Raw genomic sequence first — 25,322 nt, forward strand, 5'->3', positions numbered from 1 at the left:
CGACTGCTGAACCGTCCCCAGTCTCCCACGGGGCCGCGAGGGCGGTCGCCTGCATTCCCGCCCGCCCCCGCGCCCCCACGTCAGGACGCGGGCGCCGAAGCCACCGCGGCCGGCGTGCTCACCTTCACCGGTGTGGTGCGCTTCGAGGTGTTGCCCGCGGCGTCGGTCGCCGTCGCCGCGTAGTAGTACGTCTTCCCCTCGCCGGGCCCCTCGTCGTGGAGGTGCTGCTCACCGGGCGACGTGCGCAGGTCCAACGTGGCGACCTTGGTGAACGGGCCCGCCGCGGTGGTGGCGCGCCACAGCGTGAAGACGGGGCCGTCGGAGGGCTGCACCTGGCCCAGCCACACGCTGACGGTCGACGTGCCCAGATACGTCGAGACCGTGACGTCCGAGGCGCGCACGGCGGGGACGGACGGAGCCGTCTTGTCCGGCGGGGTGACGTACGGGCCGCAGGCGTACTTGCCGTAGTTCGTCCACTTGTCGACGGCCTGGATGCAGAACCGGTACTTCCGGCCGTCCTTCGGCAGCGTGTACGAGGCGCTGGTGCCGGTGGTGTTCCAGTCCGACACACCCGTCCCGGGGGTCTCCACCAGGACCCGGTAGTGCGCGATGTCCAGCTCACGGTTCTTCGTCCAGCGGGCGGACGCCTTGCCGGTCGTCGCGGAGTACGAGGTGGTGACGCCGGCCGGGGCCAGCGGCGCCTTGCTGTCGGACGAGGCGGGCCACGTGAACTTCACCCGGGAGAGCCCCGACCAGTTCACGTGGTCGACGCGGACGGTGTGCTTGCCCGAGCCGATGCAGAACCGGCCCGGGACGCTGTTGCCCGCGTCACCGGTGTTCGTCCACTTGTTCACCTTGCGGGCGTTGTCCACGTAGAGCCGCAGACCGTCCGTACCGGCGAGCCGGTAGGTGAAGCAGCCGCCCGAACCGAAGTCACGGGTGAGCGAGAAGCGCACCGAGAAGTTGTTCGCGGGCATCCCGGAGAGCGGCGCACCGGACCACTTCTGGTCGATGGTGGTGTCGCAGTCCGTCTTCTTCGGCGTCCCGGAGAAGGAGGTATTGCTGTAGAACGTCCTCTTGAACGTGGTGTCGCCGCACGTGGTGGCGGCGTCGGCGGCGGGCGCCGCGAGGACGAGGCAAGCCGACGGCAGGGCCATGGAGAGCCCGGCGGCCCCCAGACGCAGCCCCGCGCGGAATCTGTCTGTGATCACGAACTGAGGACACGCGCGGGGCCCCGGAGGTTGTACGGCTTCCTTATCCGTTTTCCGGCACGAACCGCCGGGGGTGACAATGGACGGCGGGCGTCCACGACGGAGGACGCGCCCCGTGCGCCTCGTGCGCCAGAACCACGTATGAGACGGAAACAGAGAGAGAAGGACGTGCCGACCGTGGCAGACAGCAGCGCTCCGAGCGCCCAGCAGGCCGACTGGGTGTCGCGCTACGCGGACGAAGTCATCGCCGAGTCCGAGCGTCGTGCCCCGGGCAAACCGGTCGTCGTCGCCTCCGGTCTGTCCCCGTCCGGCCCGATCCACCTGGGCAACCTGCGCGAGGTCATGACCCCCCACCTGGTCGCCGACGAGATCCGCCGCCGCGGCCACGAGGTCCGGCACCTGATCTCCTGGGACGACTACGACCGCTACCGCAAGGTCCCGAACGGTGTGCCCGGTACGGACGAGTCCTGGGCCGAGCACATCGGCAAGCCGCTGACCTCGGTACCGGCCCCGGCCGGATCCCCGTACCCGAACTGGGCGGAGCACTTCAAGGCCGCCATGATCGAGGCGCTCGGCGCGCTCGGCGTGGAGTTCGACGGGATCAGCCAGACCGCGCAGTACACCTCCGGCGCCTACCGCGAGCAGATCCTGCACGCCATGAAGCACCGCGGCGACATCGACGCGATCCTCGCCCAGTACCGCACCAAGAAGGCCCCGGCCAAGAAGCAGCAGAAGCCGCAGGACGAGGCCGAGGTCGAGGCCGCCGAGGGCTCCGGCGCCGCGTCGGAGGACGACGGCAGCGGCGGCGCGGGCGGCTACTACCCGTACAAGCCGTTCTGCGGCCAGTGCGGCAAGGACCTCACCACGGTCACCTCGTACGACGACGAGACCACCGAGCTGACCTACACCTGCACCCTCGACGGCTTCACCGAGACCGTCCGCCTCAGCGAGTTCAACCGCGGCAAGCTCGTGTGGAAGGTCGACTGGCCCATGCGCTGGGCCTACGAGGGCGTGATCTTCGAGCCGTCGGGCGTCGACCACTCGTCGCCGGGCTCGTCGTTCCAGGTCGGCGGCCAGATCGTCGGGATCTTCGGCGGCGAGCAGCCGATCGGCCCGATGTACGCGTTCGTCGGCATCAGCGGCATGGCGAAGATGTCCTCCAGCAAGGGCGGTGTCCCCACCCCGGGCGACGCCCTGGAGATCATGGAGCCGCAGATCCTGCGCTGGCTCTACGCCCGCCGCCGCCCCAACCAGTCCTTCAAGATCGCCTTCGACCAGGAGATCCAGCGGCTCTACGACGAGTGGGACAAGCTCGCCGGAAAGGTGGCGGACGGCTCCGTGCTGCCCGCCGACGCCGCCGCGTACAGCCGCGCCGTCGGCACCGCCGCCGGTGAACTCCCGCGCACCGAGCGCCCCCTGCCCTACCGCACGCTGGCCTCCGTCGCCGACGTGACCGCCGGGGACGAGCGGCAGACCCTGCGCATCCTCGCCGAACTCGACCCCGAGAACCCGGTCACGGACCTGTCCGTGGTCCGCCCCCGGCTCGACAAGGCCGAGGCGTGGATCTCCAAGTACGTGCCCGCCGAGTCCCGCACCATCGTCCGCTCCGAGCCCGACACCGAGGCGCTCGCCGCGCTCGACGAGGAGAGCCGCACGTCCCTCCAGCTCCTCCTCGACGGCCTGGACTCCCACTGGTCGCTCGACGGCCTGACCCACCTCGTCTACGGCGTCCCGAAGGTGCAGGCCGGCTTCCCCGCCGACGCCACCGCCAAGGAACTCCCGCCCGAGATCAAGGTGGCCCAGCGCACCTTCTTCGCGCTGCTCTACCACCTGCTCGTGGGCCGCGACACGGGCCCGCGCCTGCCCACCCTGCTGCTCGCGGTCGGCGCGGACCGGGTACGCAAGCTGCTCGGCGCGTAACCCGGCCGGACGGAAAAGGGGCGGCACCGGATCTCTCCGGTGCCGCCCCTTCCGCGTCATGGCCGCCGGGCTCAGGCGATGTGGTCCTCCATCAGCTCCGCGTTGTACCGCGCGGAGAACTGGTCCGCGTAACGGTTCACGTCACGCGGTTCGAGCTTGATGCCGAACGAGTCCTCGACGTCCGCCGCGAACCGCCCCGGCGTCGGCATCTCACCGTCTATGGCCTGCCGGTACACCCGGTACAGGTCCTCCTCGGTGGGCACGGCACCGACCGCTTCGGCCGTCTCCACCGCGCTCACCGCCTCCGCCGCCCGCACCGCGTCCGCCGCCTCCTGCGCGCCGTCACCGAGCGGGCGCGTGCCCCCGGCCCCGTTCGGCACGGGGAACTGCTGCTCGGGCTCGGCCGCGTGCGGCCGCGCCACCGGGATCTGCTGCGGCTGACCCTCGTACCACCCCTGGTGCTCCTGCTCGGGGACGAACGTCGGCGGCTCGAAGTTCGGGTCGTAGTCCCCCTGGTACGCCACCTCGCGCGGCGCCGCGAACCACTGGCTCGGCACATCGGCGACGGCCTCCTCCGCCACCGGCGCCTCCGACCCGACCGGCGACGGCTCCAGCTCCGGCTGCGCCGCCACCGGCGCGGGCGGCAGCAACTGCGGCTCGATCCCGGCGGCGGCGAGCCCGGCCGGAGCGGTCTCGGCGAGCGGCACCCCGTAGCGGGCGAGCCGCAGCGGCATCAGCGACTCCACCGGGGCCTTGCGCCGCCACGCCCGGCCGAAGCGGGAACGCAGCCGCGCCTGGTAGACCAGCCGCTCCTGCTCCAGCTTGATCACGGCGTCGTAGGAGCGCAGCTCCCACAGCTTCATCCGGCGCCACAGCAGGAACGTGGGCAGCGGGGAGAGCAGCCAGCGCGTGATGCGCACGCCCTCCATGTGCTTGTCGGCGGTGATGTCCGCGATCCGCCCGATCGCGTGCCGCGCCGCCTCGACCGCGACGACGAACAGGACCGGGATCACGGCGTGCATGCCGGTGCCGAGCGGGTCCGGCCAGGCGGCGGCGCCGTTGAAGGCGATCGTCGCGGCGGTCAGCAGCCAGGCGGTCTGCCGAAGGAGCGGGAACGGGATCCGGATCCAGGTCAGCAGCAGATCGAGGGCGAGCAGGACGCAGATGCCCGCGTCGATGCCGATCGGGAAGACATAGGCGAAGTTCCCGAACCCCTTCTCCAGGGCCAGCTCGCGGACGGCCGCGTAGGAACCGGCGAAGCCGATCCCCGCGATGACGACCGCACCGGCCACCACCAGACCGATGAGTATCCGGTGCGTCCGTGTCAGCTTCAGTGGCGCGGCCACTCCAGTTCCCCTCCCAGTTCGGCTTGTTGCGCCCAACAGACTGGCACACGTGTGCGGACGGCTGTGGGCCGGTACGCCCGGAGCCCGGCGCCCAAAAGGGGCCGGGCTCCTCAAACCGCTTGCAACAACGGCTAGTTGTCCTTGCCGCTGTCCTTCTCGTCGGCCTTCTTCGAGGCGGAGGCGGACGCGGACGCCTTCGGCTTGGCCGACGGGGAGGAGGAAGAGGAAGAGGAAGAAGACGCGGACGCGGACGGGGACGCCTTCGCGTGCATCACCGACGCCACGACCTCCTTGGCCGCCTTCTCCGCGTCCTTCACCAGACCGTCCGCGGCCGGCGTCTTCTCACCCGCGAGACCCGAACCGTTGTAGTGGACCGTCACCACGACGTTGTCCACGCGCGAGACGACCGTCTGCTGCCGGGACGTGACGTCCTTCTTCTTCTCCTTGTACGTGCTGTCGAAGCGGACCAGCGTCGCCTCGTCACCCGTACCCGCCACCGGCGCCGTCTTCACGTTCTTCGCGCCCTCGGTCGCCTGCGCGTCCGCGACCTGCTTCGTGTAGTACTCCGTGGCCAGCTTGTCACCACTGCCCCGGTTCAGATCCGACTCGAAACGGACCATCGAGACATTCAGCCAGCGGAACTGGGAGCCCTTGATGCCGTTGTTGTCCAGGCTCGACCAGGAGCAGTTCGCCCGCGTCGACTCGTCGTCCGAGGCACCCGCCTTGCTGTCCCCCTTCGGGACCAGCTCGTCGAGCGTCTTCTTCGACAGCGCCGAGCACGCCTGCGGCAACGCCTTGTACGTCGCCGGAGCCACCTTCTTCGCCGCGTCCCCGGCCGTCGAGGAGGACGCCGTGGCCGTGGACCCCTTCTCCGCCTTGTCGCCGGAGCCGGAACCCCCGTCGGAGTCGGAGGAGCAGCCTGCCGCCAGGAGAACCACCGGCACGGCGGCTGCGCAGGTGAGTATGCGGGTGAGTCGCTTGGTGGGACGGTGCATGGTTCCTCTACATCGGACGCTGTCGTGAGCACGGCCCCGGACACGCGACGGCTTCCTTCACGGAGCCACCACGAACCCGGGTCCGAGGGGCAACCGTACGCCGTGGCCACCCCCGGCGCCTCGACTTCCCCCGAGCGGCGACAGCGCCCACGACCGCCCTACTCGTCGAACTTGCCGACCAGCTTCTGGGCCAGTTCCTGCGCCCTGTCCTGCGATTCCTTGCTGTCGGGGGTCTCCCCGGGGGCCGCCGACTGGGCCACGTACTGGACGGTCACCAAGGCGTTCGACGTGCGGAACACCACAGTCACCGTCCGGCTCCGGGACGCCAGCGGGCCCGACAGCTCGTCGTCGATGAAGGCTTCGTCGCCGAGCCCCTCCAGCATGCGCGGCTGCAGCTCGGCGGCGGACACGGAGGAGGAGGGCGAGGCGGTGCCGGTGTCGGCGCCGGGCGACGACTTCCCGTCGCCGCTGTCGTCACCGCTCCCGCTCGTCGCGCCCCTCGACGGCGTGACGGAACCGGTCGGCGCCGCCGCGGGCACACCGGCCTTCGCCACCTTCGCCGCGAAGACATCCTGCGCGCGCGTGTCGTCGCTGACCGCCGCGTCGTAGGAGACGACCCGCTCGAAGTCGAGCGTGAGACGGTGCGTGCCGCCCGACGCCGACTGGTCCTTCCAGCCGCACCCCGCCCGGCGGGCCGTGTCGTACGTGGCCGTCGCCGTCCCCTCGTACGCCTTCTCCCGCGCCTGCTCGTCCGTCAGCTCCTTGATGCCGGGGAGCATCGCGTCCAGCATCCCCTGGTCGGGCTGGGCGCACGGCTCGGGCAGCGTCCGGTACTTGCCGGGCTTGGCCGACGACGCGGAGGCCAGGCTGCCCGGCTTGGAGTCGCCCGCGCTGTCGTCGGAGCCGGAGCCACCGGAGCACCCGGTGAGCAGTCCCGTCAGGAGTACGGCGACACCCGGCACGTACGCGTACGACTTCCGCTGCACCGTAAGGGCTCCTCTCGGCGGGTTGCGCCTGGTTAATCGGTTGCCGCGGCGAGGCGGCCGATGATGACAATGTCTATCGCACGCACTGCCGTGGACGCCGGTCCGGCGACCGTTTCGTGGACCTTGGCTCCGGTATCTGCGTTTCAAAACTTCAGCGGACTTCGGCGAGCTTCATTCGGCTTCAGCGGAGTTCGGCCAGCTTCATCACCTTTCGGGGGATTTCATGTCGTACGTAGAGGTACCGGGGGCGAAGGTCCCCATCCGTATGTGGGCGGACCCGGCGTCCGTCGAGGACGTGGCGATGCAGCAGCTCCGCAACGTCGCGACCCTGCCCTGGATCAAGGGCCTGGCCGTCATGCCCGACGTTCATTACGGCAAGGGCGCCACGGTCGGCTCGGTGATCGCGATGCAGGGCGCGGTGTGCCCGGCGGCGGTCGGGGTCGACATCGGCTGCGGCATGAGCGCGGTCAAGACCTCCCTCACCGCCAACGACCTCCCCGGCGACCTCTCCCGCCTCCGCTCCAAGATCGAGCAGGCGATCCCGGTGGGCCGGGGCATGCACGACGACCCGGTCGACCCGACCCGCCTCCACGGCTTCGGCACGGCGGGCTGGGACGACTTCTGGGGGCGGTTCGGGGGTGTCGCGGATGCGGTGAAGTTCCGGGAGGGGCGGGCGCGGAAGCAGATCGGGACGCTCGGAGCCGGAAATCATTTCCTCGAAATTACGTTCGATACTGACGGTGTGGTCTGGCTCATGCTGCACTCCGGCTCCCGCAACATCGGCAAGGAGCTGGCCGACCACCACATCGGTGTCGCGCAGAAGCTGCCGCACAACCAGAACCTCGTCGACCGCGACCTCGCGGTCTTCATCGCGGAGACCCCGCAGATGGCGGCGTACCGCAACGACCTGTTCTGGGCGCAGGAGTACGCGAAGTACAACCGGTCGATCATGATGGCGCTCCTGAAGGACGTGGTCCGTAAGGAGTTCAAGAAGGCGAAGGTGACCTTCGAGCCGGAGATCAGCGCGCACCACAACTACGTGAGCGAGGAGCGCTACGACGGGATGGACCTGCTGGTCACCCGTAAGGGAGCGATCCGCGCGGGCTCGGGCGAGTACGGGATCATCCCGGGCTCGATGGGCACGGGTTCGTACATCGTGAAGGGCCTCGGTAACGCGGCGTCCTTCAACTCCGCCTCGCACGGCGCGGGCCGCAAGATGAGCCGGAACGCGGCGAAGCGGCGCTTCTCGACGCGGGACCTGGAGGAGCAGACGCGGGGTGTGGAGTGCCGCAAGGACTCCGGCGTCGTGGACGAGATCCCGGGCGCGTACAAGCCGATCGAGCAGGTCATCGATCAGCAGCGGGACCTGGTGGAGGTCGTGGCGAAGCTGAAGCAGGTCGTCTGCGTGAAGGGTTGAGTCTGTGAGGGGCCCGAGTCGTTGCCGACTCGGGCCCCGTGTGGTCACCCCGGCATCGGGAGCTTGCCGCTGCGCAGCCGCCACAGACGTAGATAGCAGCTGTTCTTCGTACGGCCCAGCTCCTCGGCGGCGGAGGCCGCGTCGTTGTGCCGCAGGAGTGCCCGGTCCTCCCAGTCCTTCCAGCGACGTGCCGTGTACGCGGCCTTCATGTCGGCAGGGCGGGTCCAGGCGGCCAGGGAATCGGCGGCCGCTTGTTTGCGGTCCAGGGCCAGACAGCCGGGGTAGTAGAGGTGGGCGCCGAGCTTCTGGCCAGCCTCCATCGCGAACATGATGTTGTAGAGGCCGTCGCGGGTGTTGCGCTTCGGAATGCGCTGCACCTCGGTGATTTTTCTCGCGTAGAAGCAGAGGTAGGCGGCGATGGCGGTGCTCTGCGTGGTGAGGGAGACGAAGGGGAAGCCGCGACTCGTGTAGCCGATGGAGCCATCCGCGTCGATGACCCCTCGCAGGTAGTCGCGCCGTGAGAACGGCACGCGCGGGGGCGTGATCTTCTTCGACTTACGGCCGTAGGGCAGCCCCAGCTCGTTGAGCGTCGTACGTGCCTCCAAGGAGCAAAGCGTCCAAGTCGCAGAGTGGTGCGAAGCGGCGAAGTTGGTCGTGCGAACTCGCTCCGTGATGCTGCTGTAGTAGGGCGTCAGCTGTTGGAATTTACGCAGGATCTCGATGTCCCGGATGCTGATTTCGGCGGTGAGTTGGCCTCTTTGCCTGGTTCCTGCTGCCATGTGTCCGTCCATCTGCAGGAACCCGAACATGTACGCGTACTCGGGCACTTCCAGGTCCATGAACCCCGGCGCTGACGTGCCGAATGATTCAAGGCCGAGTGCTTCTTCGAATGTGAACTGGTGAGCGCTAGGCTCGCGTGCAGCCATGGGGAAGCTCTTCTCTTCCTCGGTGGTCAGGCCCCCGGCCGGGACGGCAATCCCGTGCTGGGGGTCGCACTGTGTGCGGTCCTGTTGGCGCGAACGTAGCCAGCCCGTTCCCCTGCCGCGCACGCAATCGATCGGCGTCACCCGTTCGAGGGGGAGCGCCGGAGCGCGGTGCGCGCCCCCCGGGCCCCTGCGGCACGTGGCACCCTGGCCCGCATGATCGTCGCTCGTTCCGTGTTGTTGTTCGTGCTTGCCGCGCTCTTCGAGATCGGGGGTGCGTGGCTGGTGTGGCAGGGGGTGCGGGAGGAGCGGGGGTGGGTGTGGGTCGGGGGTGGGGTGATCGCGCTCGGGGTGTACGGGTTCGTGGCCACGTTGCAGCCGGACGCCGAGTTCGGGCGGATCCTGGCCGCGTACGGCGGGGTCTTCGTGGCGGGCTCGATCGCGTGGGGGATGGTTGCGGACGGGTACCGGCCGACCCGCTGGGACGTGGTCGGCGCCCTGATCTGCCTGGCCGGCATGGCGGTGATCATGTACGCGCCGAGGAACCGCTGACCCGGCGATCTTCGCCACGTACGCTGGGCGGCAGTCCTGTCGCCCAGCTGTTCGAGGAGTAGCTCATGGCCCCCGCCGCGTCTTCCCGTATCGCCGTCGTCACCGGCGCGAGCAGCGGCATCGGCGCCGCCACCGCGCGGCAGCTGGCCGCGGCCGGGTACCGGGTGGTGCTGACGGCCCGCCGCAAGGACCGCATCGAGGCGCTGGCCGAGGAGATCAACGGCGCCGGGCACCAGGCCACCGCGTACGCCCTGGACATCACGGACCGGGCGGCGGTGGACGAGTTCGCCACCGCGTTCAAGACGATCGGCGTCCTGGTGAACAACGCGGGCGGCGCGCTCGGCGCGGACCCCGTGGCCTCCGGCGACCCGGAGCAGTGGCGGCAGATGTACGAGACGAACGTCATCGGCACCCTCAACGTCACGCAGGCCCTCCTCCCCGCGCTGACCGCGTCCGGCGACGGCACGGTCGTGGTCGTCTCCTCGACCGCCGGGTTCAGCACGTACGAGGGCGGCGCCGGGTACGTGGCGGCCAAGCACGCCGAGCACGTCCTCGCGGAGACGCTGCGTCTGGAGATCGTGGGCACGCCGGTGCGGGTCGTCGAGGTGGCGCCCGGCATGGTGAAGACGGAAGAGTTCGCGCTGACCCGGTTCGGCGGCGACCAGGAGAAGGCGGCGAAGGTGTACGCGGGCGTCGCCGAGCCGCTCACCGCCGACGACGTGGCGGACACGATCGCCTGGGCGGTCACCCGGCCGAGCCACGTCAACATCGACCTGCTCGTGGTCCGGCCGCGCGCCCAGGCCTCCAATTCGAAGGTCCACCGCGAGCAGTGAGGACCTCCTCTACGAGGTCGGGTAGGCGGTCGGCGGGACGCCCACCGTCGCCGTGAAGTCGCGGACCAGGTGTGCCTGGTCCGCGTAGCCGAGGTCGGCGGCGAGGGCGGCCCAGTCGACCCCGGGGCCGTCCGCGTGCGCGGCGGCCGTCTCCAGTGCTTCGTGGATGCGGTAGCGCAGGATGCACCACTTGGGGCTGACGCCGACGTGTGCGGCGAACAGTCGTTGCAGCGACCGCACCGACATGCCCTCCTGCCGCGCGAGGTCCGCGACGCGGCGCACTCCGCGTCCGGCCCGGATCCGTGCGACGAGCCCGCGCGCCAGTTCGGCCGCCGGGTCCGGTTCGGCCGGGGCGAGGGCGAGCAGGTAGGCGTCGAGGGCGGCGACCCTGGCCCGGTCGTCGTCCGGGTCGGGTTCGGGCGCGACGACGGCCGCCACGTCCGTCGCCGGGAACACCTCCTCGTAGGGCAGGACCCGGCCGGTCCACTCCGCGACCGGCACCTCCGGTACGAACGGCCGGAACGCCCCCGGCCAGAACTTCGCCCCGCACACCCGCCCCCGCCCGGCGAGCTTGCGGGTGTAGAGGCCGGGCGCGGAGACGCCGGTCAGTTCGCCGTAGGGCGGGCCGTCGTCCTCGTCCCACTGGAACGTCAGGTTCACGGCCGGGTGCGGCACGATGTGCGAGGCGTAGGGGGCGGGCAGGTCCCAGTCGATCAGCCAGTAGTTCTCGACGTACGGGCGCAGGGGCTCGGCGGGCGTGTGCCGACGGAAGCGCACGCGCGTGAGCAGCGCGGCCGGGTCGACGATCCCTCGGGTGTCCCGGATGTCCCGCTCCATGTCCGGATCGTACGGCGGGGCACTGACAGCGGCCTGTCGCGTTCTTTCAAGAGGCGCGGCGGTGCTCGCTCGTAGCGTCGGACGCATGGACACGTACGAGCAGCAGACGCAGCAGAAGCAGCAGGCGCGGCGCATGGGGGAGCTCCTGGGGAGCGCCGCCGAGCGCGCGGTCCCGGTCGTCTCCGGTCTCCCGGACGCCGCGCTCACGGCTCCGACGCCGTGTGCGGAGTACGACGTGAAAGCCCTGGTCAACCACTTGTTCCAGGTGGTCGTGGAGTTCCGGAAGCTGGCTGCCAAGCGGGATGCCGACTTCACGACGACGCCGGACCGGGTGGGGGAGGAGGGCGACTGGCGGGAGCGGTTCGCGGGCGCGGTGGAGGAGCTGGTCGCCGCGTGGTCGGCGCCGGGCGCTGAGGAGGGGACGAGCGGTGCGATGAACATGCCCGCGCGGCTCGTCGGCGCGATGGTGCTCCTCGACCTCACCGTGCACGCGTGGGACCTGGCGCGGGCCACGGGCCAGCCGTACGAGGCTCCGCCGCAGGTGGTGGGTGTGCTGGCGGAGGCGGTGGCGGAGTTGGCGCCGACGGCGAGGTCGATGGGCGTCTTCGGGGAGCCCGTACCGGCGCGGGCCGGTGCGTCGCCCTTCGACCGGCTCCTCGCGGCGACGGGACGCCATCCGCATCAGTGGTGACCAGCCACCACTGTGGCCGGGAATAGGGGAGCGGGCGCCACCGTTCCGGGGTATAGTTGAACGGTCAACAAAAACCCGGGAAGGGTGAGCATCATGCAGTTCGGAATCTTCACCGTCGGCGACGTCACGGTCGACCCGACCACCGGACGCGCGCCGAGCGAGCACGAGCGCATCAAGGCGATGCTCGCCATCGCGCAGAAGGCCGAGGAGGTCGGCCTGGACGTCTTCGCGACCGGGGAGCACCACAACCCGCCGTTCGTGCCGTCCTCGCCGACGACCATGCTCGGCTACATCGCCGCGCGCACCGAGAACCTGATCCTGTCGACCTCCACGACGCTGATCACCACCAACGACCCGGTGAAGATCGCCGAGGACTTCGCGATGCTCCAGCACGTCGCCGAGGGCCGCGTCGACGTGATGATGGGCCGCGGCAACACCGGCCCGGTCTACCCCTGGTTCGGCAAGGACATCAGGGACGGCATCGACCTCGCCGTCGAGAACTACGCCCTGCTCCGCCGCCTGTGGGACGAGGACGTCGTGACCTGGAAGGGCAAGTTCCGTACGCCCCTGCAGTCCTTCACCTCGACCCCGCGCCCGCTCGACGGCGTCGCGCCGTTCGTCTGGCACGGCTCGATCCGCTCGCCCGAGATCGCCGAGCAGGCCGCCTACTACGGTGACGGCTTCTTCCACAACAACATCTTCTGGCCCGCCAGCCACACCAAGCAGATGGTGAACCTGTACCGCACCCGCTACGCCCACTACGGGCACGGCACCCCGGAGCAGGCCATCGTCGGCCTCGGCGGCCAGGTGTTCATGCGGAAGAACAGCCAGGACGCGGTGCGCGAGTTCCGCCCCTACTTCGACAACGCGCCGGTCTACGGCCACGGCCCGTCCCTGGAGGAGTTCACCTCGCAGACGCCGCTGACCGTCGGCTCGCCGCAGGAGGTCATCGAGCGGACGCTGTCCTTCCGGGACGTCGTCGGGGACTACCAGCGCCAGTTGTTCCTGATGGACCATGCGGGCCTGCCGCTGAAGACCGTCCTGGAACAGCTCGACCTGCTCGGCGAGGAGGTCGTGCCGGTGCTGCGCAAGGAGTTCGCCAACCTGCGCCCGGCGAACGTCCCGGACGCGCCGACCCACGCCGCCCGCGTCGCCGCCAAGGCGGCGGCCCCGCAGACCGCACCCGAAGGGAGCGCGAAGTGAAGCTCGTAGTCGTCTCCGCGGGGCTCAGCTCGCCCTCCTCCACCCGGCTGCTCGCCGACCGGCTCGCCGCCGCGACCGTGCGGCAGGCCGGCGGCGCCGACGTCGAGGTCATCGAGTTGCGCGACCTCGCCACGGAGATCGCGCAGCACTTCGTCACCGGCTTCCCGCCCGCCCGTCTCGCCGCCGCGCTCGACGCGGTGGCGGCGGCGGACGGCCTGATCGCGGTGACCCCGGTGTTCGCGGCGTCGTACAGCGGCCTTTTCAAGTCGTTCTTCGACGTGATCGACAAGGACGCGCTGACCGGCAAGCCCGTGCTCGTCGCCGCGACCGGCGGCACGGCCCGGCACTCGCTGGTCACCGAGCACGCGCTGCGGCCCCTCTTCAGCTACCTGCGCGCTCTGGTCCTGCCGACCGCCGTGTTCGCGGCGTCGGAGGACTGGGGCGAGGAGGGCCTGGAGCGCCGCATCGTCCGTGCGGGCGGCGAACTCGCCCGGTTCATGGCCCCGGCCGCCGCCGACGCGGCGCCGGACGTGGACACCGCCGCCGCGATCGCGCCCCGCTCACTGACCGGGGCGATCACCTCGGTGGACCCGGCGGACGGCTTCGAGGTGACCCCGTTCGAGGAGCGCCTCGCGGCCCTGCGAGCCGAATAGCCGCAGGTCCCGCTTACTGTCGGCCGGTGGACGGCGCCTTCCACGCCGTCCACCCCGGCGTGTGCGGAAGCTCGTACGGGGTCCAGTCCCTGGCGTACTTCGGCGGCCGGTGGCCGCGCTGCGTGAGGACCGCCGTCGGCACCTCGGCGGCGCGGCGCAGCAGCTCGGCGCGGGTTGTGGACGCGTTGTTCCCGTGCGTCTGCGCCGACGCGCAGCCGGCCGCGTACCCGATGGGCAGCGCGCGCGGGCCCGTCACCAGGCACGGCGGCGTCACGCCGAGGGAACGCAGGCCCTCGGCGGCGGCGACGTAGCGGGCGTCCGTGCGCGCGGTCGAGCCGACCTCGCGGTGCAGCACGGCGATCTGCGAGGCCGACTGGAGCACGACCAGCGCGACGGCCGCCATCGCGAGCGCCCGGCGGCGGCGCATCCGGCGCAGCAGCACCGCCACCGGCAGGGAGAGCAGCGCGTAGGTGGGGAGCAGGAAGCGCGGCGCCGAGTAGCCGATGAGCAGGAGGTACGGGACCGCCAGCGCGGCGGCGCAGGCGACGGGGACGAGGGTCGGCGCGGGGCGGCGTCCGCGCAGCGCGACGTAGACGGCCGCCGCCGTGAGCAGCGGCAGGGCGAGCCACCACAGGGCGAGTCCGGGGGAGTCGGGGCTGCCCGCCGTGCAGGGGCGGCACAGCAGCGGGCCGTTGACCGCGCGCCAGGCGGTGCCGATGTTCCAGTGCAGGCCCATGTCGCCCTCGGTGGCGCTGGACACGCGCAGCCGCTCGGCGACGCCGCCCCAGCGCGCGTACGCCTCCACGACCCACTGCGCGAGCCCCGCGAGGAGACCGGCCGCGAGGTAGGGCAGGGTGCGGCGCCGCTCGCGCCGCACCAGCGCGATCGCGGCGAGCGGGAGCACCAGCCAGACCGCGTCCGGCGCCCGGAACAGCGCGACCGCGGCGACGCATCCGGCGAGCCACCAGTACCGGCCCTTGCTCTTACGGGAGTCGCCGCCGGTGCCTGTGCGGGTGCCGTCGTCGCGCAGGAACCAGCCGACGGCGCCGACCGAGCCGAACGCCACCCACAGGTTCGGCATCGCCATCGCGCCGGAGAGCACGGCGATCCACAGCCCGGCGAAGAGCAGCGCCGCGAACGCCGCCGTGCGCGCCCCGACCAGCGGCCGCCACACGCGGAACGCGGCGTACAGCGCGGCCGACGACAGCAGCGCGAGGGCGACCCGCAGGACGACGACGGAGTCCGTCGCCGCGATGACCGGCGCGGTGAGCAGACTGGTGCCGCGCGAGCGCGGGGCGCTGAAGAAGACGGCCGGATTGCGGGGGTCGTGCTGCGACACGTACACCGACTCGTCCCAGCCGAGCCCATGGCCGAGGCGCGGCACGACCAGCGCGAGCTGCGCCACCAGGTACAGGACGGCGACGACCGCCAGCCAGTCGCCGCTCCGCACGGACCGCAGCGCGGCCCCCCACCGGCCGCCCGGCGCGCGGGCGGACGCCTCCGCGGGCGCGGTCCGCCGTGCGGGCGATGTCTTGAGGGCGTTCACCTCACGAGCGCCCGGGCTGCGCGGTGCCATGGGCGCGACTGCGTCGGCGGTCATGCGCTGTCCCCCCTCGGCCGCCCGGCCGCGCGGTACGCAGCGAGCGGACCTTCCTGCGCGCCCAGTTGGTCACCCGGGCGCGGAACCGTCGCCCTGCTCGACGGAATCGGGAGGCCCTGAGTTCCGCGAAAAGGGTGTGATATCGCGCCACAATGGGCTCGGGGTCGAAGCGATGGGCGGAGGCGAGCGCCGCCGCGCCCATGCTCGCCCGGCGCTCCGGGTCCTCGATCAGTTCGGTCATGGCCGCCGCGAGCGCCCGCGCGTCACCGACCGGGACGAGCCGTCCGTCGACGCCGTCGGTGATGATCTCGGCGGGGCCGAGCGGCGCGTCCGTGCTGATCACGGGCACCGCGCAGCGCATCGCCTCGACCAGCGTCATCCCGAACGACTCGGCGTCGGAGGCGCTCACCACCAGCGCCGCCTTGGCGAACTCCGGCTCGATCGGCGACACCGTGCCCATCAGCCGGGCCCGCCCGGTCAGGCCGAACCGCTCGACGAGCGCCCGCAGATGGGCTTCCTGCGCGCCGCCGCCGTAGATCCGCAGCTCCCACTCCGGGGCCGCGGCGGCCACTTCGGCGAAGGCTTCCAGGAGCAGGTCGTAGCGCTTGCCGGGGGCGAGCCGGCCTGCCGCCGCGATGATCTTCGAGCTGCCGTCCGAGGGCGGGACCGACGCGGGCGGCACGATGTTCGGCACGGACAGCACCCGCACCCCCGGCAGCGGCACCCGCGCCCGGTACACCGCCGCGTCCGCCTCGGTCATCGTCACGAGCGCGTCGAGCCGCCGGTAGTACCGGGCGAGATCGGCGCGGAGCTTCTTGCCGTGCGCGTCGTGGCGCAGATGTTCCTGCCCGATGCGCAGCGCCCGGCGCGGGCCCCACTTGGCGAGGTAGACGTTGATGCCGGGCCGGGTCGCGATGACGACGTCCGCGTCGCACCGCTCCTCCAGATAGGCGCGGACCCGCTGGTCGTGCAGGAGCGAGTACTGCTTGTACCGCTTCTCGGCGGCCGGGAAGTCCCGCGAGGGCTCCACGAACGCGCCCAGCCGGGTGTCCGCGCCGTCGGCCCGCGTGTCCACCAGCGGTACGAGGGTGAGCCGCGGGTCCACGGCGAACCTCGGGCTCTCCCGGTGCCGCGACATCGACACGATCTCCACCTCGTGTCCGCCGTGCTCGGTGAGCGCGGCGGCGAGGTTGAGCGTGGTGCGCACGGTGCCGCCGACCGCGTAGGCGTTGTGCAGCAGGAACACGATCTTCATGACTAGTGCCTTCCCGAGCGGGCGCCCGGTAAGGACCCGCACACCCCTTGAGTACCGGCTCAGTCTCCCCGCGTCGGGTAAGCCGCTCGTCGGAACAGGGGCAGGCCCGGGTAAAAAGCCCCTTGGCGGTCGCCCGATCAGGGGACGGCCCTCGACGGCACACGGCCACGCCAGGGTGTACGGGGGTGGGCGCGGCGCCCGCTCGGGAGGAGCGCCGGGCCGGAATCAGGGCCAGACCAGGCAGTACGCCTGATGCCCCGCGTCGTGCAGCCGGTGGCTGAAGTCCTGCCATTCGTGGAGCAACTGGTACACGTTGAACGCGTCCTGCGGGCCGCCGCGGTCGGGGACCGTCGACCAGATGAACGCCGCCGCGCCGACGGCCTCCTCGCCCACCCCGCGCAGCGGGTCGACGACCGTCATCGGCAGCTTCACGACCGCGTAGTCCGGGTGCAGGACGACCAGTTCGAGCGGCGGGACCTTGTGCAGGGGTATGCCCTCGATACCGGTGAGGACCATCGCGGCCATCGTCTCCGGCTTGATCTTCGTGAACATGCCGCCCATGCCCAGCTCGTCACCGCCGAGCTCCTCGGGACGCATGGAGATCGGGACGCGGGCCGCCGTCGCGCCGTCCGGCGCGCCGAAGTACTTGTACGTCACCCCCACCCGGCCACCATTTCCGCTGTCCCCGCCGCCTGTCGCTTTTCGGACCCGTGCCACCGTCTCGTCGTGGCCCTCGCGCCGGTGCCTCCCCCGCCGGGCACGCCGGGGGCCCAGGTCGTCGGTCCCCTCGCCCAGTCCGCCGCCACCGCGATGCATATCTCCACCCGACTGCTGTTCCCAGGGCGCCAGGCCCTTTTCTAGGCCGCGCGACCGCCGACGCGCAACCCGATCATCGTGTCAGTGACCTCCCCCACGGTCACCCGCCGAAACGTCCGAGTGGGACAACTGCGCGAGTGGCCGGCCCCGGCCGCCGTAGTGAAGCGGTACAGCGCCCTGACAGCCCGAGTCTAGGGCGCCCGGGAGCCGCGCGGTGGGGGCCGGGGAAGCGGGCCGTACGCTGAGAGGCATGGCAGAGGCGAACAACACCCCCTATCCCTATGAGGCACCCGTTTCGCAGGGGCTCTTCGACCGCGCGGCCCAGGTCACGCCCGGTGGCGTGAACTCGCCGGTGCGCGCGTTCCGGGCCGTGGGCGGTACGCCCCGTTTCATGGTGTCCGGTACCGGTCCGTATCTGACGGACGCCGACGGCCGCGAGTACGTCGACCTCGTGTGCTCGTGGGGGCCGATGATCCTCGGCCACTCCCACCCCGAGGTCATCGCGGCCGTGCAGGAGGCCGTCGCCCGCGGCACCTCCTTCGGTACGCCGGGTGAGGGCGAGGTGGCGCTCGCGGAGGCGATCGTCGAGCGCGTCGCCCCGGTCGAGCAGGTGCGGCTTGTCTCCTCCGGCACCGAGGCGACCATGTCCGCGATCCGCCTCGCCCGCGGCTTCACCGGCCGCGCCAAGGTCGTGAAGTTCGCCGGGTGCTACCACGGGCACGTGGACGCGCTGCTCGCCGCCGCCGGGTCCGGTCTCGCCACCTTCGCCCTGCCGGACACCCCCGGCGTCACCGGCGCCCAGGCCGTCGACACGATCGTGCTGCCGTACAACGACCTGGAGGCCGTGCGCGAGGCGTTCGCCGCCCACCCCGGCGAGATCGCCTGTGTGATCACCGAGGCCTCGCCGGGCAACATGGGCGTCGTCCCGCCGCTCGACGGCTTCAACGCCGGGCTGAAGGCGCTCTGCCAGGAGAACGGCGCGCTCTACATCTCCGACGAGGTCATGACCGGCTTCCGTACGTCGAAGGCCGGCTGGTTCGGCGTCGACGGTGTCGTGCCGGACCTGATGACGTTCGGCAAGGTCATGGGCGGTGGCTTCCCCGCCGCCGCGTTCGGCGGCCGCGCCGACGTCATGGCCCACCTCGCCCCGGCCGGCCCGGTCTACCAGGCGGGCACCCTCTCCGGTAACCCGGTCGCCACCGCCGCGGGCCTCGCCCAGCTGCGCCTGCTCGACGACGCCGCGTACGCGAAGGTCGACGCGGTCAGCGAGCAGCTGCGCACCCTGGTCACCGAGGCGTTCACCAAGGAGGGCGTCGCGCACCGCGTGCAGAACGCCTCCAACATGTTCTCCGTCTTCTTCACGGACAACGAGGTGAGGGACTACGAGGGCGCCAAGGCCCAGGAGTCCTTCCGCTTCACCGCCTTCTTCCACTCGATGCTGGCGCAAGGCGTCTACCTCCCGCCCTCGGCGTTCGAGTCCTGGTTCGTCTCGACCGCCCACGACGAGCGGGCCGTCGAGCGCGTCGCCGCCGCGCTCCCTGCCGCCGCCCGCGCGGCCGCGGAGGCCACGGCATGAGCGAGCGCACGAAGGGCACCGAGAAGGACATCACCGTCGTCCACCTGATGCGCCACGGCGAGGTGGAGAACCCCGAGGGGATCCTCTACGGGCGGCTGCCCGACTACCACCTCTCCGAGCTGGGCCGGCAGATGGCCGACCGGGTCGCCGAGCACCTGTCCTCCCGCGACATCACCCACGTCGTCGCCTCCCCGCTGGAGCGGGCGCAGGAGACGGCGACGCCGATCGCCAAGGTCCACGGCCTGGACCTGGACACGGACGAGCGGCTCATCGAGGCGGGCAACGTCTTCCAGGGCAAGACCTTCGGCGTCGGCGACGGCGCCCTGCGCAACCCGGAGAACTGGAAGCACCTCGTCAACCCGTTCAAGCCGTCGTGGGGCGAGCCCTACGTCGAGCAGGTCGTGCGGATGATGGGCGCGCTCGACGCCGCCAAGGACGCCGCCCGCGGCCACGAGGCGGTCTGCGTCAGCCACCAGCTGCCGATCTGGACCGTGCGCAGCTTCGTCGAGAAGCGGCGCCTGTGGCACGATCCGCGCAAGCGGCAGTGCACGCTCGCCTCGCTGACCACCTTCACCTACCAGGGTGACAAGATCGTGTCGGTCGGCTACACCGAGCCCGCCCGCGACCTCGTCCCGGCCCATCTGCTGGCCGGCGGCAAGAAGGGCGCCCGGCAGCCCCAGGGCGGCAAGGCCTTCGGCGCCTGAGCCCTGACCTGCGGAGCACGGGCCGCCGTCGCCCGACGGCGGCCTTTGCCATCTCCACACATAACATCGCAAATACCTACGAATTGCCGGAACCCGCGTCTTGATCGCGCCCTCTAACTGTGTGCCCGCCATGAACGGGTGCACAGTGCGACGAATGAGGACGTTATGCGCGATGTCAGCCGTAGGGGACTTCTCGGTCTGAGCGCCGGGGCGGCGACTGCGGTGGCGCTCGCCGGATGCGGATCCGGCGGCTCGGGCGGAGCCCCGACCGTCTCGCCCGGCAGCCACTCCGGAAGTACGCGAGGACCGAAGCGGCCGGCCGCGAAGCCGATCGGGGACGGCTCGACCGCCTACACCGGGAAGCAGCCGCACCAACCCGCCGCGCCCGAGCGGCTCGAACCCGGACAGAAGCCGCCGCAGTTCGTCGTCTTCTCCTGGGACGGCGCGGGCGAGGTGGGCAACGGCCTCTTCCCGCGCTTCCTCAAGCTCGCCAAGGACCACGGCGCGCACATGACCTTCTTCCTCTCGGGCCTGTACCTGCTGCCCGAGTCGAAGAAGCGGCTCTACCACGGGCCGAACAACCCCGTCGGCGCCTCCGACATCGGCTACCTCACCGACGAGCACATCAAGGCGACGCTCACCCACGTGCGCCAGGCCTGGCTCGACGGCCACGAGATAGGCACCCATTTCAACGGCCACTTCTGCACCGGCTCCGGCACCGTCGCCAACTGGACACCGCAGCAGTGGCGCAGCGAGATCGACCAGGCCACGTCCTTCGTCAAGCAGTGGCGGACCAACACGGGCTGGCACGACGAGCCCCCGCTCCCCTTCGACTACGACAAGGAGCTGGTCGGCGGGCGCACCCCCTGCCTGCTCGGCCAGGACAACCTGCTGCCCACCGCCCGCGAGCTCGGCTGGCGCTACGACGCCTCCTCGCCCGGCGGCCACCAGCGCTGGCCCGACAAGAAGAACGGCATCTGGGACCTGCCCCTGCAGGCCGTCCCGTTCCCCGGGCACAGCTTCGAGGTGCTCTCGATGGACTACAACATGCTGGCCAACCAGTCCCTCAACTCCACCAAGGCGCCCGCGCACAACTACCCGGGCTGGCGCAAGCAGGCCACCGACGCCTACATATCCGGCTTCCAGCGGGCCTACGAGACCAACCGCGCGCCGTTCTTCATAGGCAACCACTTCGAGGAGTGGAACGGCGGCATCTACATGGACGCCGTCGAGGAAGCGCTCAAGCACATCGCCGCGGCTGCCGACAAACACAGCGACGTACGCCTCGTCTCCTTCCGGCAGTACGTCGACTGGATGGACGCGCAGGACCCGCGGGTCCTCGCGAAGCTCCGCACGCTCGACGTCGGGCAGAAGCCCGCCGAAGGCTGGCGGACGTTCCTCACGGAGCCCACCGGGAAGCAGTCCGCCGGCGCGCCTGCCAATCCCTCGTAAAACACCGCCTGAACTGGACTTATCCGTCCATGAGGGGGGTGCGGAAGATCCCCTAAACAGACATGCGAAACTTTTCACATGAGTGCCGCCCGCCGCACCCCGCGCACCCCCGCGACCTCGCGCCGCGCCGCCAAGCTGACCGTAGGCGCCGCCGTCGCGGCGCTCGCGCTGACCGCGTGCGGCTCCGGCGGCACCTCCGGTGGCGGCAACAACACCAACTTCGTGACCAGCTCCGGCGGCATCGCCACCGTCAAGAAGGGCGAGCGGCACGACGCGCCCGACCTGACCGGTGAGGACCTGGAGGGCAAGGCCCTCAAGCTCTCCGACTACAAGGGCAAGGTCGTCGTCCTCAACGTCTGGGGCTCCTGGTGCCCGCCGTGCCGCGCCGAAGCGCCCAACTTCGTCAAGGTCGCCAAGGCGAGCGAGAAGCAGGGAGTGCAGTTCCTCGGCATCAACACGCGGGACACCAGCACCAGCCCGGCCAAGGAGTTCGAGAAGAGCTTCGACGTCACGTACCCGAGCTACTACGACCCGACGGGCAAGCTGCTCCTCAGTTTCGAGAAGGGCACGCTCAACCCGCAGGCCATCCCGTCCACGATCATCGTCGACCGGGAGGGCAAGATCGCCGCGCGCTCGCTGAAGCCGCTCAGCGAGGAGAGCCTGCGCAAGATGCTCGACCCGGTCGTCGCGGAGAAGTGAGCGACGGTGTCCCCCACGCTCGTCACCCTCGCCGCCGGTGACACGGTCACGGACGGCGCGCTCCTCCTCGCCATCCCGATCGCGCTGATCGGCGGCCTCGTCTCCTTCTTCTCGCCCTGCGTCCTGCCGCTCGTCCCCGGCTACCTCTCCTACGTGACCGGCATCACCGGCACCGACCTCATGGAGCAGCGGCGGGGGCGGATGGCGGCCGGTGCCGCGCTGTTCGTGCTCGGCTTCACGGTCGTGTTCGTTTCGAGCGGCGCGCTGTTCGGCTACTTCGGCCAGACGCTGCAGGAGTACCAGGGCGTCCTGAACAAGGTGCTCGGCGCGCTCATGATCCTCATGGGCGTCTTCTTCATGGGCCTGATGCCCTGGATGACCCAGCGTGAGTTCCGCATCCACAAGAAGCCCGCCGCCGGGCTGGTGGGCGCCCCGCTGCTCGGGGCGCTGTTCGGCATCGGCTGGACCCCGTGCATCGGCCCGACCCTCGGCTCCGTGCTCACTCTCTCCTCGACGCAGGGCGGAGCGGGGCGCGGGGCGATACTGACGGTCGCCTACTGCCTCGGTCTCGGCGTCCCGTTCGTCCTCGCCGCCATCGCCTTCCGCAAGGCCCTCGGCGCCTTCAGCTGGGTCAAGAAGCACTACACATGGGTGATGCGCATCGGCGGCATCATGATGATCCTGACCGGAATCCTTCTGCTCACAGGGGCTTGGGACAGCCTCGTCGGGCAGATGCGGACCTGGTCCACCGGCTTCCAGGTGGGAATCTGACTTATGAGCAAGACGCACACCCCTGAGAGCACGCAGAGCCCGCAGAGCCCCGGCACGGCAGAGCAGGACAGCACGGAGCAGGAGGCCGGCTCCCAGCTCTCCACCGCGCCGCTGGAGGACCGGGCGCCGAACCTGCCGAAGCTCGGCGTCATCGGCTGGGTCCGCTGGTTCTGGCGGCAGCTCACTTCGATGCGGGTCGCGCTGATCCTGCTGTTCCTGCTGTCGCTCGGCGCCATCCCCGGCTCGCTGATCCCGCAGTCCGGCACCGACCCGCTCAAGGTCAGCGACTTCCAGAAGGCGCACACCACGCTCGGGCCGCTCTACGGGAAGCTCGGCCTCTTCCACGTCTACAGCTCGGTGTGGTTCTCCGCGATCTACATCCTGCTGTTCGTCTCGCTCATCGGCTGCATCGTGCCCCGCACCTGGCAGTTCGTCGGCCAGTTGCGCGGACGCCCGCCGGGTGCGCCCAAGCGCCTCGACCGGCTGCCCGCGTACGCGACCTGGCGCACCGAGACCGACCCGGAGCAGGTGCGCACCGCCGCGCTCGCGCTCCTGAAGAAGCGCCGCTACCGCGCGCACCTCGCCGGGAACGCCGTCGCCGCCGAGAAGGGCTATCTGCGCGAGGTCGGCAACCTGGCCTTCCACATGGCGCTGATCGTCATGCTGATCGCCTTCGCCTGGGGCCAGCTCTTCAAGTTCGAGGGCGGCAAGCTCGTCGTCGAGGGCGACGGCTTCTCCAACGTGCTGCCGCAGTACGACGACTTCAAGTCCGGCAACCTCTTCGACAGCGACCGCGACCTCTCGCCGTTCAACTTCACCCTCGACAAGTTCACCGCGACCTACGCGCGCACCGGCCCCGAGAAGGGCACCCCGCGCACCTTCCGGGCGGACGTCAGCTACAGCGAGGGCGCCGACGGCAAGGTCAGGAAGACGTCCATCGAGTCCAACCACCCGCTGGACATCGACGGCACCAAGATCTTCCTCAACGGCCACGGCTACGCCGTGAACGTCACCGTCCGCGACGGCAAGGGCAAGGTCGTCTCGCGGCAGGCCGTGCCGATGCTGCCGATCGACTCCAACATCTCCTCGCAGGGCGCCATCAAGGTGATGGACGGCTACCGCAACGCCAAGGGGGAGAAGGAGCAGCTCGGCTTCAGCGCCTGGTTCGTGCCGACCTTCGCGGGCGCGGGCAAGGGCACGATGTTCTCCCAGTTCCCCGCTCTGGACTTCCCCGTGCTCGCGCTCAACGCGATGCACGGTGACCTCGGGGTGGACGCGGGGCTTCCGCAGAACGTGTACCAACTCGACACCTCTCACATGAAGGAGTTCAAGGACTCCAAGGGGCAGACGCTCAAGGCCCGTCTGCTGCCGGGGGAGACGATGAAGCTGCCGAACGGGGCGGGCTCCATCACCTTCGACAAGGACATCAAGGAGTGGGTGACCTTCCAGATCTCCCACCAGCCCGGTCAGGGCTGGGCGCTCGGTGGCGCCATCGTCGCCATCGGGGGGCTCGCCGGGTCCCTGTTCATCCAGCGCCGCCGAGTCTGGGTGCGCGCCGTCGAGGGCCCCGACGGGGTGACCGTCGTCGAGATGGCCGGGCTCGGCCGCAGCGAGTCCGCGAAGCTTCCCGAGGAGCTGGGCGATCTGGTCGGCCATGTGCACGCCCAGGCGCCGAGCGCCCCCGAGCCCGCCGAGAACCCGGACGTCCCGGGCACCCAGGACACCACCGCATCATCCGCCGCTGTTTCCGCCGAAGGGGCTGAGAAGTGACTCTCGCCGCCGCAACCAACGAATCCCTGGCGCACACGAGTAACGTCCTCATCTACTCGTCCATGGCCGTGTATCTGCTGGCGTTCTTCGCCAACATGGCCGAGTGGATCTTCGGCAGCCGCAGCAAGGTCGGCCGCACCGCCGCCGCCCTGACCGGCAAGACCGCCGCCGCCGACACTGCCGCCGACACCGCCGCCGCGGTGCGGGTCCAGGTCAAGAAGAACGGCACCACCGCGGTCCTGGAGCGGCCCGAGGTCGTCACCCGGGCCGCCGCGGGCTCACGCGACGTGCCCGACGGGCCCGGCGCCTCCGGCGGCGACGAGCAGGGCGACCTCTACGGCCGTATCGCCATCTCGCTCACCGCGCTCGCCTTCCTCATCGAGGCGGCCGGGGTCCTCACCCGCGCCCTGTCGGTGCAGCGCGCGCCGTGGGGCAACATGTACGAGTTCAACATCACCTTCTCCACCGTCGCCGTCGGCGTGTACCTGACGCTGCTGGCGCTGAAGAAGAACGTCCGCTGGCTGGGCCTGCCGCTGGTCACCACGGTCCTCCTCGACCTCGGTCTCGCTGTCACCGTCTTGTACACCGCCAGCGACCAGTTGGTTCCCGCCCTTCACTCGTACTGGCTGTACATCCACGTCTCCACGGCGATCTTCTGCGGCGCGGTGTTCTACGTCGGCGCGGTCGGCACGATCCTGTACCTGTTCAAGGACTCCTACGAGAACAAGCTGGCCAGTGGCGGCAAGCCGGGGAAGTTCGCGACCTCGGTGATGGAGCGGCTGCCCGCCTCGCAGTCCCTGGACAAGTTCTCCTACCGCGTCAACGCGGCGGTCTTCCCGCTGTGGACGTTCACGATCATCGCGGGCGCGATCTGGGCCGGTGACGCATGGGGCCGCTACTGGGGCTGGGACCCCAAGGAGACCTGGTCCTTCATCACGTGGGTGGCGTACGCCGCCTACCTGCACGCCCGCGCGACCGCCGGGTGGAAGGGCCGCAAGGCCGCCTACCTGGCGCTGGTCGCGTTCGGCTGCTGGCTGTTCAACTACTACGGCGTGAACATCTTCGTCACCGGCAAGCACTCGTACGCGGGCGTCTGAGGCGTCGCCCCGGCA

General features: G+C 70.7%; 23 protein-coding genes. 14 read left to right on the forward strand and 9 right to left on the reverse strand.

The annotated features are described in order from the left end of the window. Positions 1-80 precede the first annotated feature (80 nt). On the reverse strand, positions 81-1,211 hold the full coding sequence (locus ABZ877_RS21435) for a PA14 domain-containing protein (RefSeq protein ID WP_361073560.1): 1,131 nt from the start codon (positions 1,209-1,211) through the stop codon (positions 81-83). A gap of 141 nt (positions 1,212-1,352) precedes the next feature. On the opposite strand from ABZ877_RS21435, the gene lysS reads away from it, so the two are divergent. After that, positions 1,353-3,131: a lysine--tRNA ligase gene (gene lysS / locus ABZ877_RS21440; protein WP_361073562.1), complete on the forward strand. Its 1,779-nt coding sequence runs from the start codon at positions 1,353-1,355 to the stop codon at positions 3,129-3,131. 71 nt (positions 3,132-3,202) lie between these two features. Here the strand turns inward: lysS and ABZ877_RS21445 are convergent, their stop codons facing one another. From ABZ877_RS21445 to ABZ877_RS21455, 3 genes are all read right to left on the reverse strand, one after another. Next, a complete protein-coding gene (locus tag ABZ877_RS21445; protein WP_361073564.1) occupies positions 3,203-4,477 on the reverse strand; it encodes a DUF2637 domain-containing protein in 1,275 nt (424 codons plus the stop codon). Between the two features lie 131 nt (positions 4,478-4,608). Beyond that, positions 4,609-5,472, reverse strand: coding sequence for a DUF3558 family protein (locus ABZ877_RS21450; protein WP_361073566.1), 864 nt, complete (start codon positions 5,470-5,472; stop codon positions 4,609-4,611). Positions 5,473-5,630: 158 nt separating this feature from the next. Further along, a complete protein-coding gene (locus ABZ877_RS21455) occupies positions 5,631-6,458 on the reverse strand; it encodes a DUF3558 domain-containing protein (RefSeq protein ID WP_361073568.1) in 828 nt (275 codons plus the stop codon). Between the two features lie 223 nt (positions 6,459-6,681). Here ABZ877_RS21455 and ABZ877_RS21460 point away from each other — a divergent pair, with 223 nt between their 5' ends. Continuing rightward, positions 6,682-7,875, forward strand: coding sequence for an RtcB family protein (locus ABZ877_RS21460; protein WP_361073570.1), 1,194 nt, complete (start codon positions 6,682-6,684; stop codon positions 7,873-7,875). A gap of 44 nt (positions 7,876-7,919) precedes the next feature. Here the strand turns inward: ABZ877_RS21460 and ABZ877_RS21465 are convergent, their stop codons facing one another. Continuing rightward, positions 7,920-8,714 (reverse strand): hypothetical protein, encoded by a 795-nt coding sequence (locus ABZ877_RS21465; protein ID WP_361073760.1) that lies wholly within the window; start codon positions 8,712-8,714, stop codon positions 7,920-7,922. A gap of 300 nt (positions 8,715-9,014) precedes the next feature. Between ABZ877_RS21465 and ABZ877_RS21470 the strand changes: the two genes are divergently transcribed. Both ABZ877_RS21470 and ABZ877_RS21475 read left to right on the forward strand, forming a co-directional pair. Further along, the gene (locus ABZ877_RS21470; protein ID WP_361073572.1) at positions 9,015-9,350 is read left to right on the forward strand and encodes a YnfA family protein; all 336 of its coding nucleotides are present in this window, start codon (positions 9,015-9,017) and stop codon (positions 9,348-9,350) included. Positions 9,351-9,415: 65 nt separating this feature from the next. Further along, positions 9,416-10,183, forward strand: a complete 768-nt coding sequence (locus tag ABZ877_RS21475) for an SDR family NAD(P)-dependent oxidoreductase (protein ID WP_361073574.1) — start codon at positions 9,416-9,418, stop codon at positions 10,181-10,183. Between the two features lie 9 nt (positions 10,184-10,192). On the opposite strand, the gene ABZ877_RS21480 is transcribed toward ABZ877_RS21475, so the two are convergent. Next, entirely contained in the window at positions 10,193-11,020 is an 828-nt protein-coding gene (locus ABZ877_RS21480) for a helix-turn-helix domain-containing protein (RefSeq protein WP_361073576.1), read from the reverse strand. Positions 11,021-11,105: 85 nt separating this feature from the next. On the opposite strand from ABZ877_RS21480, the gene ABZ877_RS21485 reads away from it, so the two are divergent. The 3 genes from ABZ877_RS21485 to ABZ877_RS21495 all read left to right on the forward strand — a co-directional run bounded on the left by ABZ877_RS21485 (position 11,106) and on the right by ABZ877_RS21495 (position 13,567). Continuing rightward, positions 11,106-11,711, forward strand: a complete 606-nt coding sequence (locus ABZ877_RS21485; protein ID WP_361073578.1) for a TIGR03086 family metal-binding protein — start codon at positions 11,106-11,108, stop codon at positions 11,709-11,711. Between the two features lie 93 nt (positions 11,712-11,804). Continuing rightward, positions 11,805-12,914 carry an LLM class flavin-dependent oxidoreductase gene (locus tag ABZ877_RS21490; protein WP_361073580.1) on the forward strand — a complete coding sequence of 370 codons (1,110 nt, stop codon included), beginning with the start codon at positions 11,805-11,807 and terminating at the stop codon, positions 12,912-12,914. Further along, positions 12,911-13,567: a CE1759 family FMN reductase gene (locus ABZ877_RS21495; RefSeq protein WP_361073582.1), complete on the forward strand. Its 657-nt coding sequence runs from the start codon at positions 12,911-12,913 to the stop codon at positions 13,565-13,567. Before ABZ877_RS21490 ends, ABZ877_RS21495 begins: the two co-directional genes overlap by 4 nt. A 13-nt stretch (positions 13,568-13,580) precedes the next feature. Here ABZ877_RS21495 and ABZ877_RS21500 read toward each other — a convergent pair whose 3' ends face one another. The 3 genes from ABZ877_RS21500 to ABZ877_RS21510 all read right to left on the reverse strand — a co-directional run bounded on the left by ABZ877_RS21500 (position 13,581) and on the right by ABZ877_RS21510 (position 17,238). Then, on the reverse strand, positions 13,581-15,167 hold the full coding sequence (locus ABZ877_RS21500; protein WP_361073584.1) for a hypothetical protein: 1,587 nt from the start codon (positions 15,165-15,167) through the stop codon (positions 13,581-13,583). Then, positions 15,115-16,422 (reverse strand): glycosyltransferase family 4 protein, encoded by a 1,308-nt coding sequence (locus ABZ877_RS21505; RefSeq protein ID WP_361073586.1) that lies wholly within the window; start codon positions 16,420-16,422, stop codon positions 15,115-15,117. Before ABZ877_RS21505 ends, ABZ877_RS21500 begins: the two co-directional genes overlap by 53 nt. A 225-nt stretch (positions 16,423-16,647) precedes the next feature. Then, positions 16,648-17,238, reverse strand: coding sequence for a hypothetical protein (locus tag ABZ877_RS21510; protein ID WP_361073588.1), 591 nt, complete (start codon positions 17,236-17,238; stop codon positions 16,648-16,650). Between the two features lie 250 nt (positions 17,239-17,488). On the opposite strand from ABZ877_RS21510, the gene hemL reads away from it, so the two are divergent. The 7 genes from hemL to ccsB all read left to right on the forward strand — a co-directional run bounded on the left by hemL (position 17,489) and on the right by ccsB (position 25,307). Then, positions 17,489-18,814 (forward strand): glutamate-1-semialdehyde 2,1-aminomutase, encoded by a 1,326-nt coding sequence (gene hemL / locus ABZ877_RS21515; RefSeq protein WP_361073590.1) that lies wholly within the window; start codon positions 17,489-17,491, stop codon positions 18,812-18,814. Then, positions 18,811-19,518 (forward strand): histidine phosphatase family protein, encoded by a 708-nt coding sequence (locus ABZ877_RS21520; protein WP_361073592.1) that lies wholly within the window; start codon positions 18,811-18,813, stop codon positions 19,516-19,518. Before hemL ends, ABZ877_RS21520 begins: the two co-directional genes overlap by 4 nt. Before the next feature lie 165 nt (positions 19,519-19,683). Next, positions 19,684-20,970: a hypothetical protein gene (locus ABZ877_RS21525; RefSeq protein ID WP_361073594.1), complete on the forward strand. Its 1,287-nt coding sequence runs from the start codon at positions 19,684-19,686 to the stop codon at positions 20,968-20,970. A gap of 78 nt (positions 20,971-21,048) precedes the next feature. Continuing rightward, complete coding sequence (locus ABZ877_RS21530; protein ID WP_361073596.1) at positions 21,049-21,669, forward strand: TlpA disulfide reductase family protein; 621 nt, start codon at positions 21,049-21,051, stop codon at positions 21,667-21,669. A gap of 6 nt (positions 21,670-21,675) precedes the next feature. Further along, a complete protein-coding gene (locus ABZ877_RS21535; protein WP_361073598.1) occupies positions 21,676-22,440 on the forward strand; it encodes a cytochrome c biogenesis protein CcdA in 765 nt (254 codons plus the stop codon). 3 nt (positions 22,441-22,443) lie between these two features. Then, positions 22,444-24,210 carry a cytochrome c biogenesis protein ResB gene (locus ABZ877_RS21540; RefSeq protein ID WP_361073601.1) on the forward strand — a complete coding sequence of 589 codons (1,767 nt, stop codon included), beginning with the start codon at positions 22,444-22,446 and terminating at the stop codon, positions 24,208-24,210. Continuing rightward, entirely contained in the window at positions 24,207-25,307 is a 1,101-nt protein-coding gene (gene ccsB, locus ABZ877_RS21545; RefSeq protein ID WP_361073603.1) for a c-type cytochrome biogenesis protein CcsB, read from the forward strand. Before ABZ877_RS21540 ends, ccsB begins: the two co-directional genes overlap by 4 nt. Positions 25,308-25,322 lie beyond the last annotated feature (15 nt).

Origin of the sequence: Streptomyces sp. NPDC046939 (assembly GCF_040644575.1) — a bacterium.
GTDB lineage: Bacteria > Actinomycetota > Actinomycetes > Streptomycetales > Streptomycetaceae > Streptomyces.

Excerpts from the sequence above, each read along its gene's own strand:
- lysS (WP_361073562.1), top strand. The coding sequence starts at position 1,353 with ATGAGACGGAAACAGAGAGAGAAGGACGTGCCGACCGTGGCAGACAGC.
- ABZ877_RS21450 (WP_361073566.1), bottom strand. The coding sequence starts at position 5,472 with ATGCACCGTCCCACCAAGCGACTCACCCGCATACTCACCTGCGCAGCC.
- ABZ877_RS21460 (WP_361073570.1), top strand. The coding sequence starts at position 6,682 with ATGTCGTACGTAGAGGTACCGGGGGCGAAGGTCCCCATCCGTATGTGG.
- ABZ877_RS21465 (WP_361073760.1), bottom strand. The coding sequence starts at position 8,714 with ATGGACCTGGAAGTGCCCGAGTACGCGTACATGTTCGGGTTCCTGCAG.
- ABZ877_RS21470 (WP_361073572.1), top strand. The coding sequence starts at position 9,015 with ATGATCGTCGCTCGTTCCGTGTTGTTGTTCGTGCTTGCCGCGCTCTTC.
- ABZ877_RS21475 (WP_361073574.1), top strand. The coding sequence starts at position 9,416 with ATGGCCCCCGCCGCGTCTTCCCGTATCGCCGTCGTCACCGGCGCGAGC.
- ABZ877_RS21480 (WP_361073576.1), bottom strand. The coding sequence starts at position 11,020 with ATGGAGCGGGACATCCGGGACACCCGAGGGATCGTCGACCCGGCCGCG.
- ABZ877_RS21485 (WP_361073578.1), top strand. The coding sequence starts at position 11,106 with ATGGACACGTACGAGCAGCAGACGCAGCAGAAGCAGCAGGCGCGGCGC.
- ABZ877_RS21490 (WP_361073580.1), top strand. The coding sequence starts at position 11,805 with ATGCAGTTCGGAATCTTCACCGTCGGCGACGTCACGGTCGACCCGACC.
- ABZ877_RS21500 (WP_361073584.1), bottom strand. The coding sequence starts at position 15,167 with ATGACCGCCGACGCAGTCGCGCCCATGGCACCGCGCAGCCCGGGCGCT.
- ABZ877_RS21505 (WP_361073586.1), bottom strand. The coding sequence starts at position 16,422 with ATGAAGATCGTGTTCCTGCTGCACAACGCCTACGCGGTCGGCGGCACC.
- ABZ877_RS21510 (WP_361073588.1), bottom strand. The coding sequence starts at position 17,238 with ATGCATCGCGGTGGCGGCGGACTGGGCGAGGGGACCGACGACCTGGGC.
- hemL (WP_361073590.1), top strand. The coding sequence starts at position 17,489 with ATGGCAGAGGCGAACAACACCCCCTATCCCTATGAGGCACCCGTTTCG.
- ABZ877_RS21520 (WP_361073592.1), top strand. The coding sequence starts at position 18,811 with ATGAGCGAGCGCACGAAGGGCACCGAGAAGGACATCACCGTCGTCCAC.
- ABZ877_RS21525 (WP_361073594.1), top strand. The coding sequence starts at position 19,684 with ATGCGCGATGTCAGCCGTAGGGGACTTCTCGGTCTGAGCGCCGGGGCG.
- ABZ877_RS21530 (WP_361073596.1), top strand. The coding sequence starts at position 21,049 with ATGAGTGCCGCCCGCCGCACCCCGCGCACCCCCGCGACCTCGCGCCGC.
- ABZ877_RS21540 (WP_361073601.1), top strand. The coding sequence starts at position 22,444 with ATGAGCAAGACGCACACCCCTGAGAGCACGCAGAGCCCGCAGAGCCCC.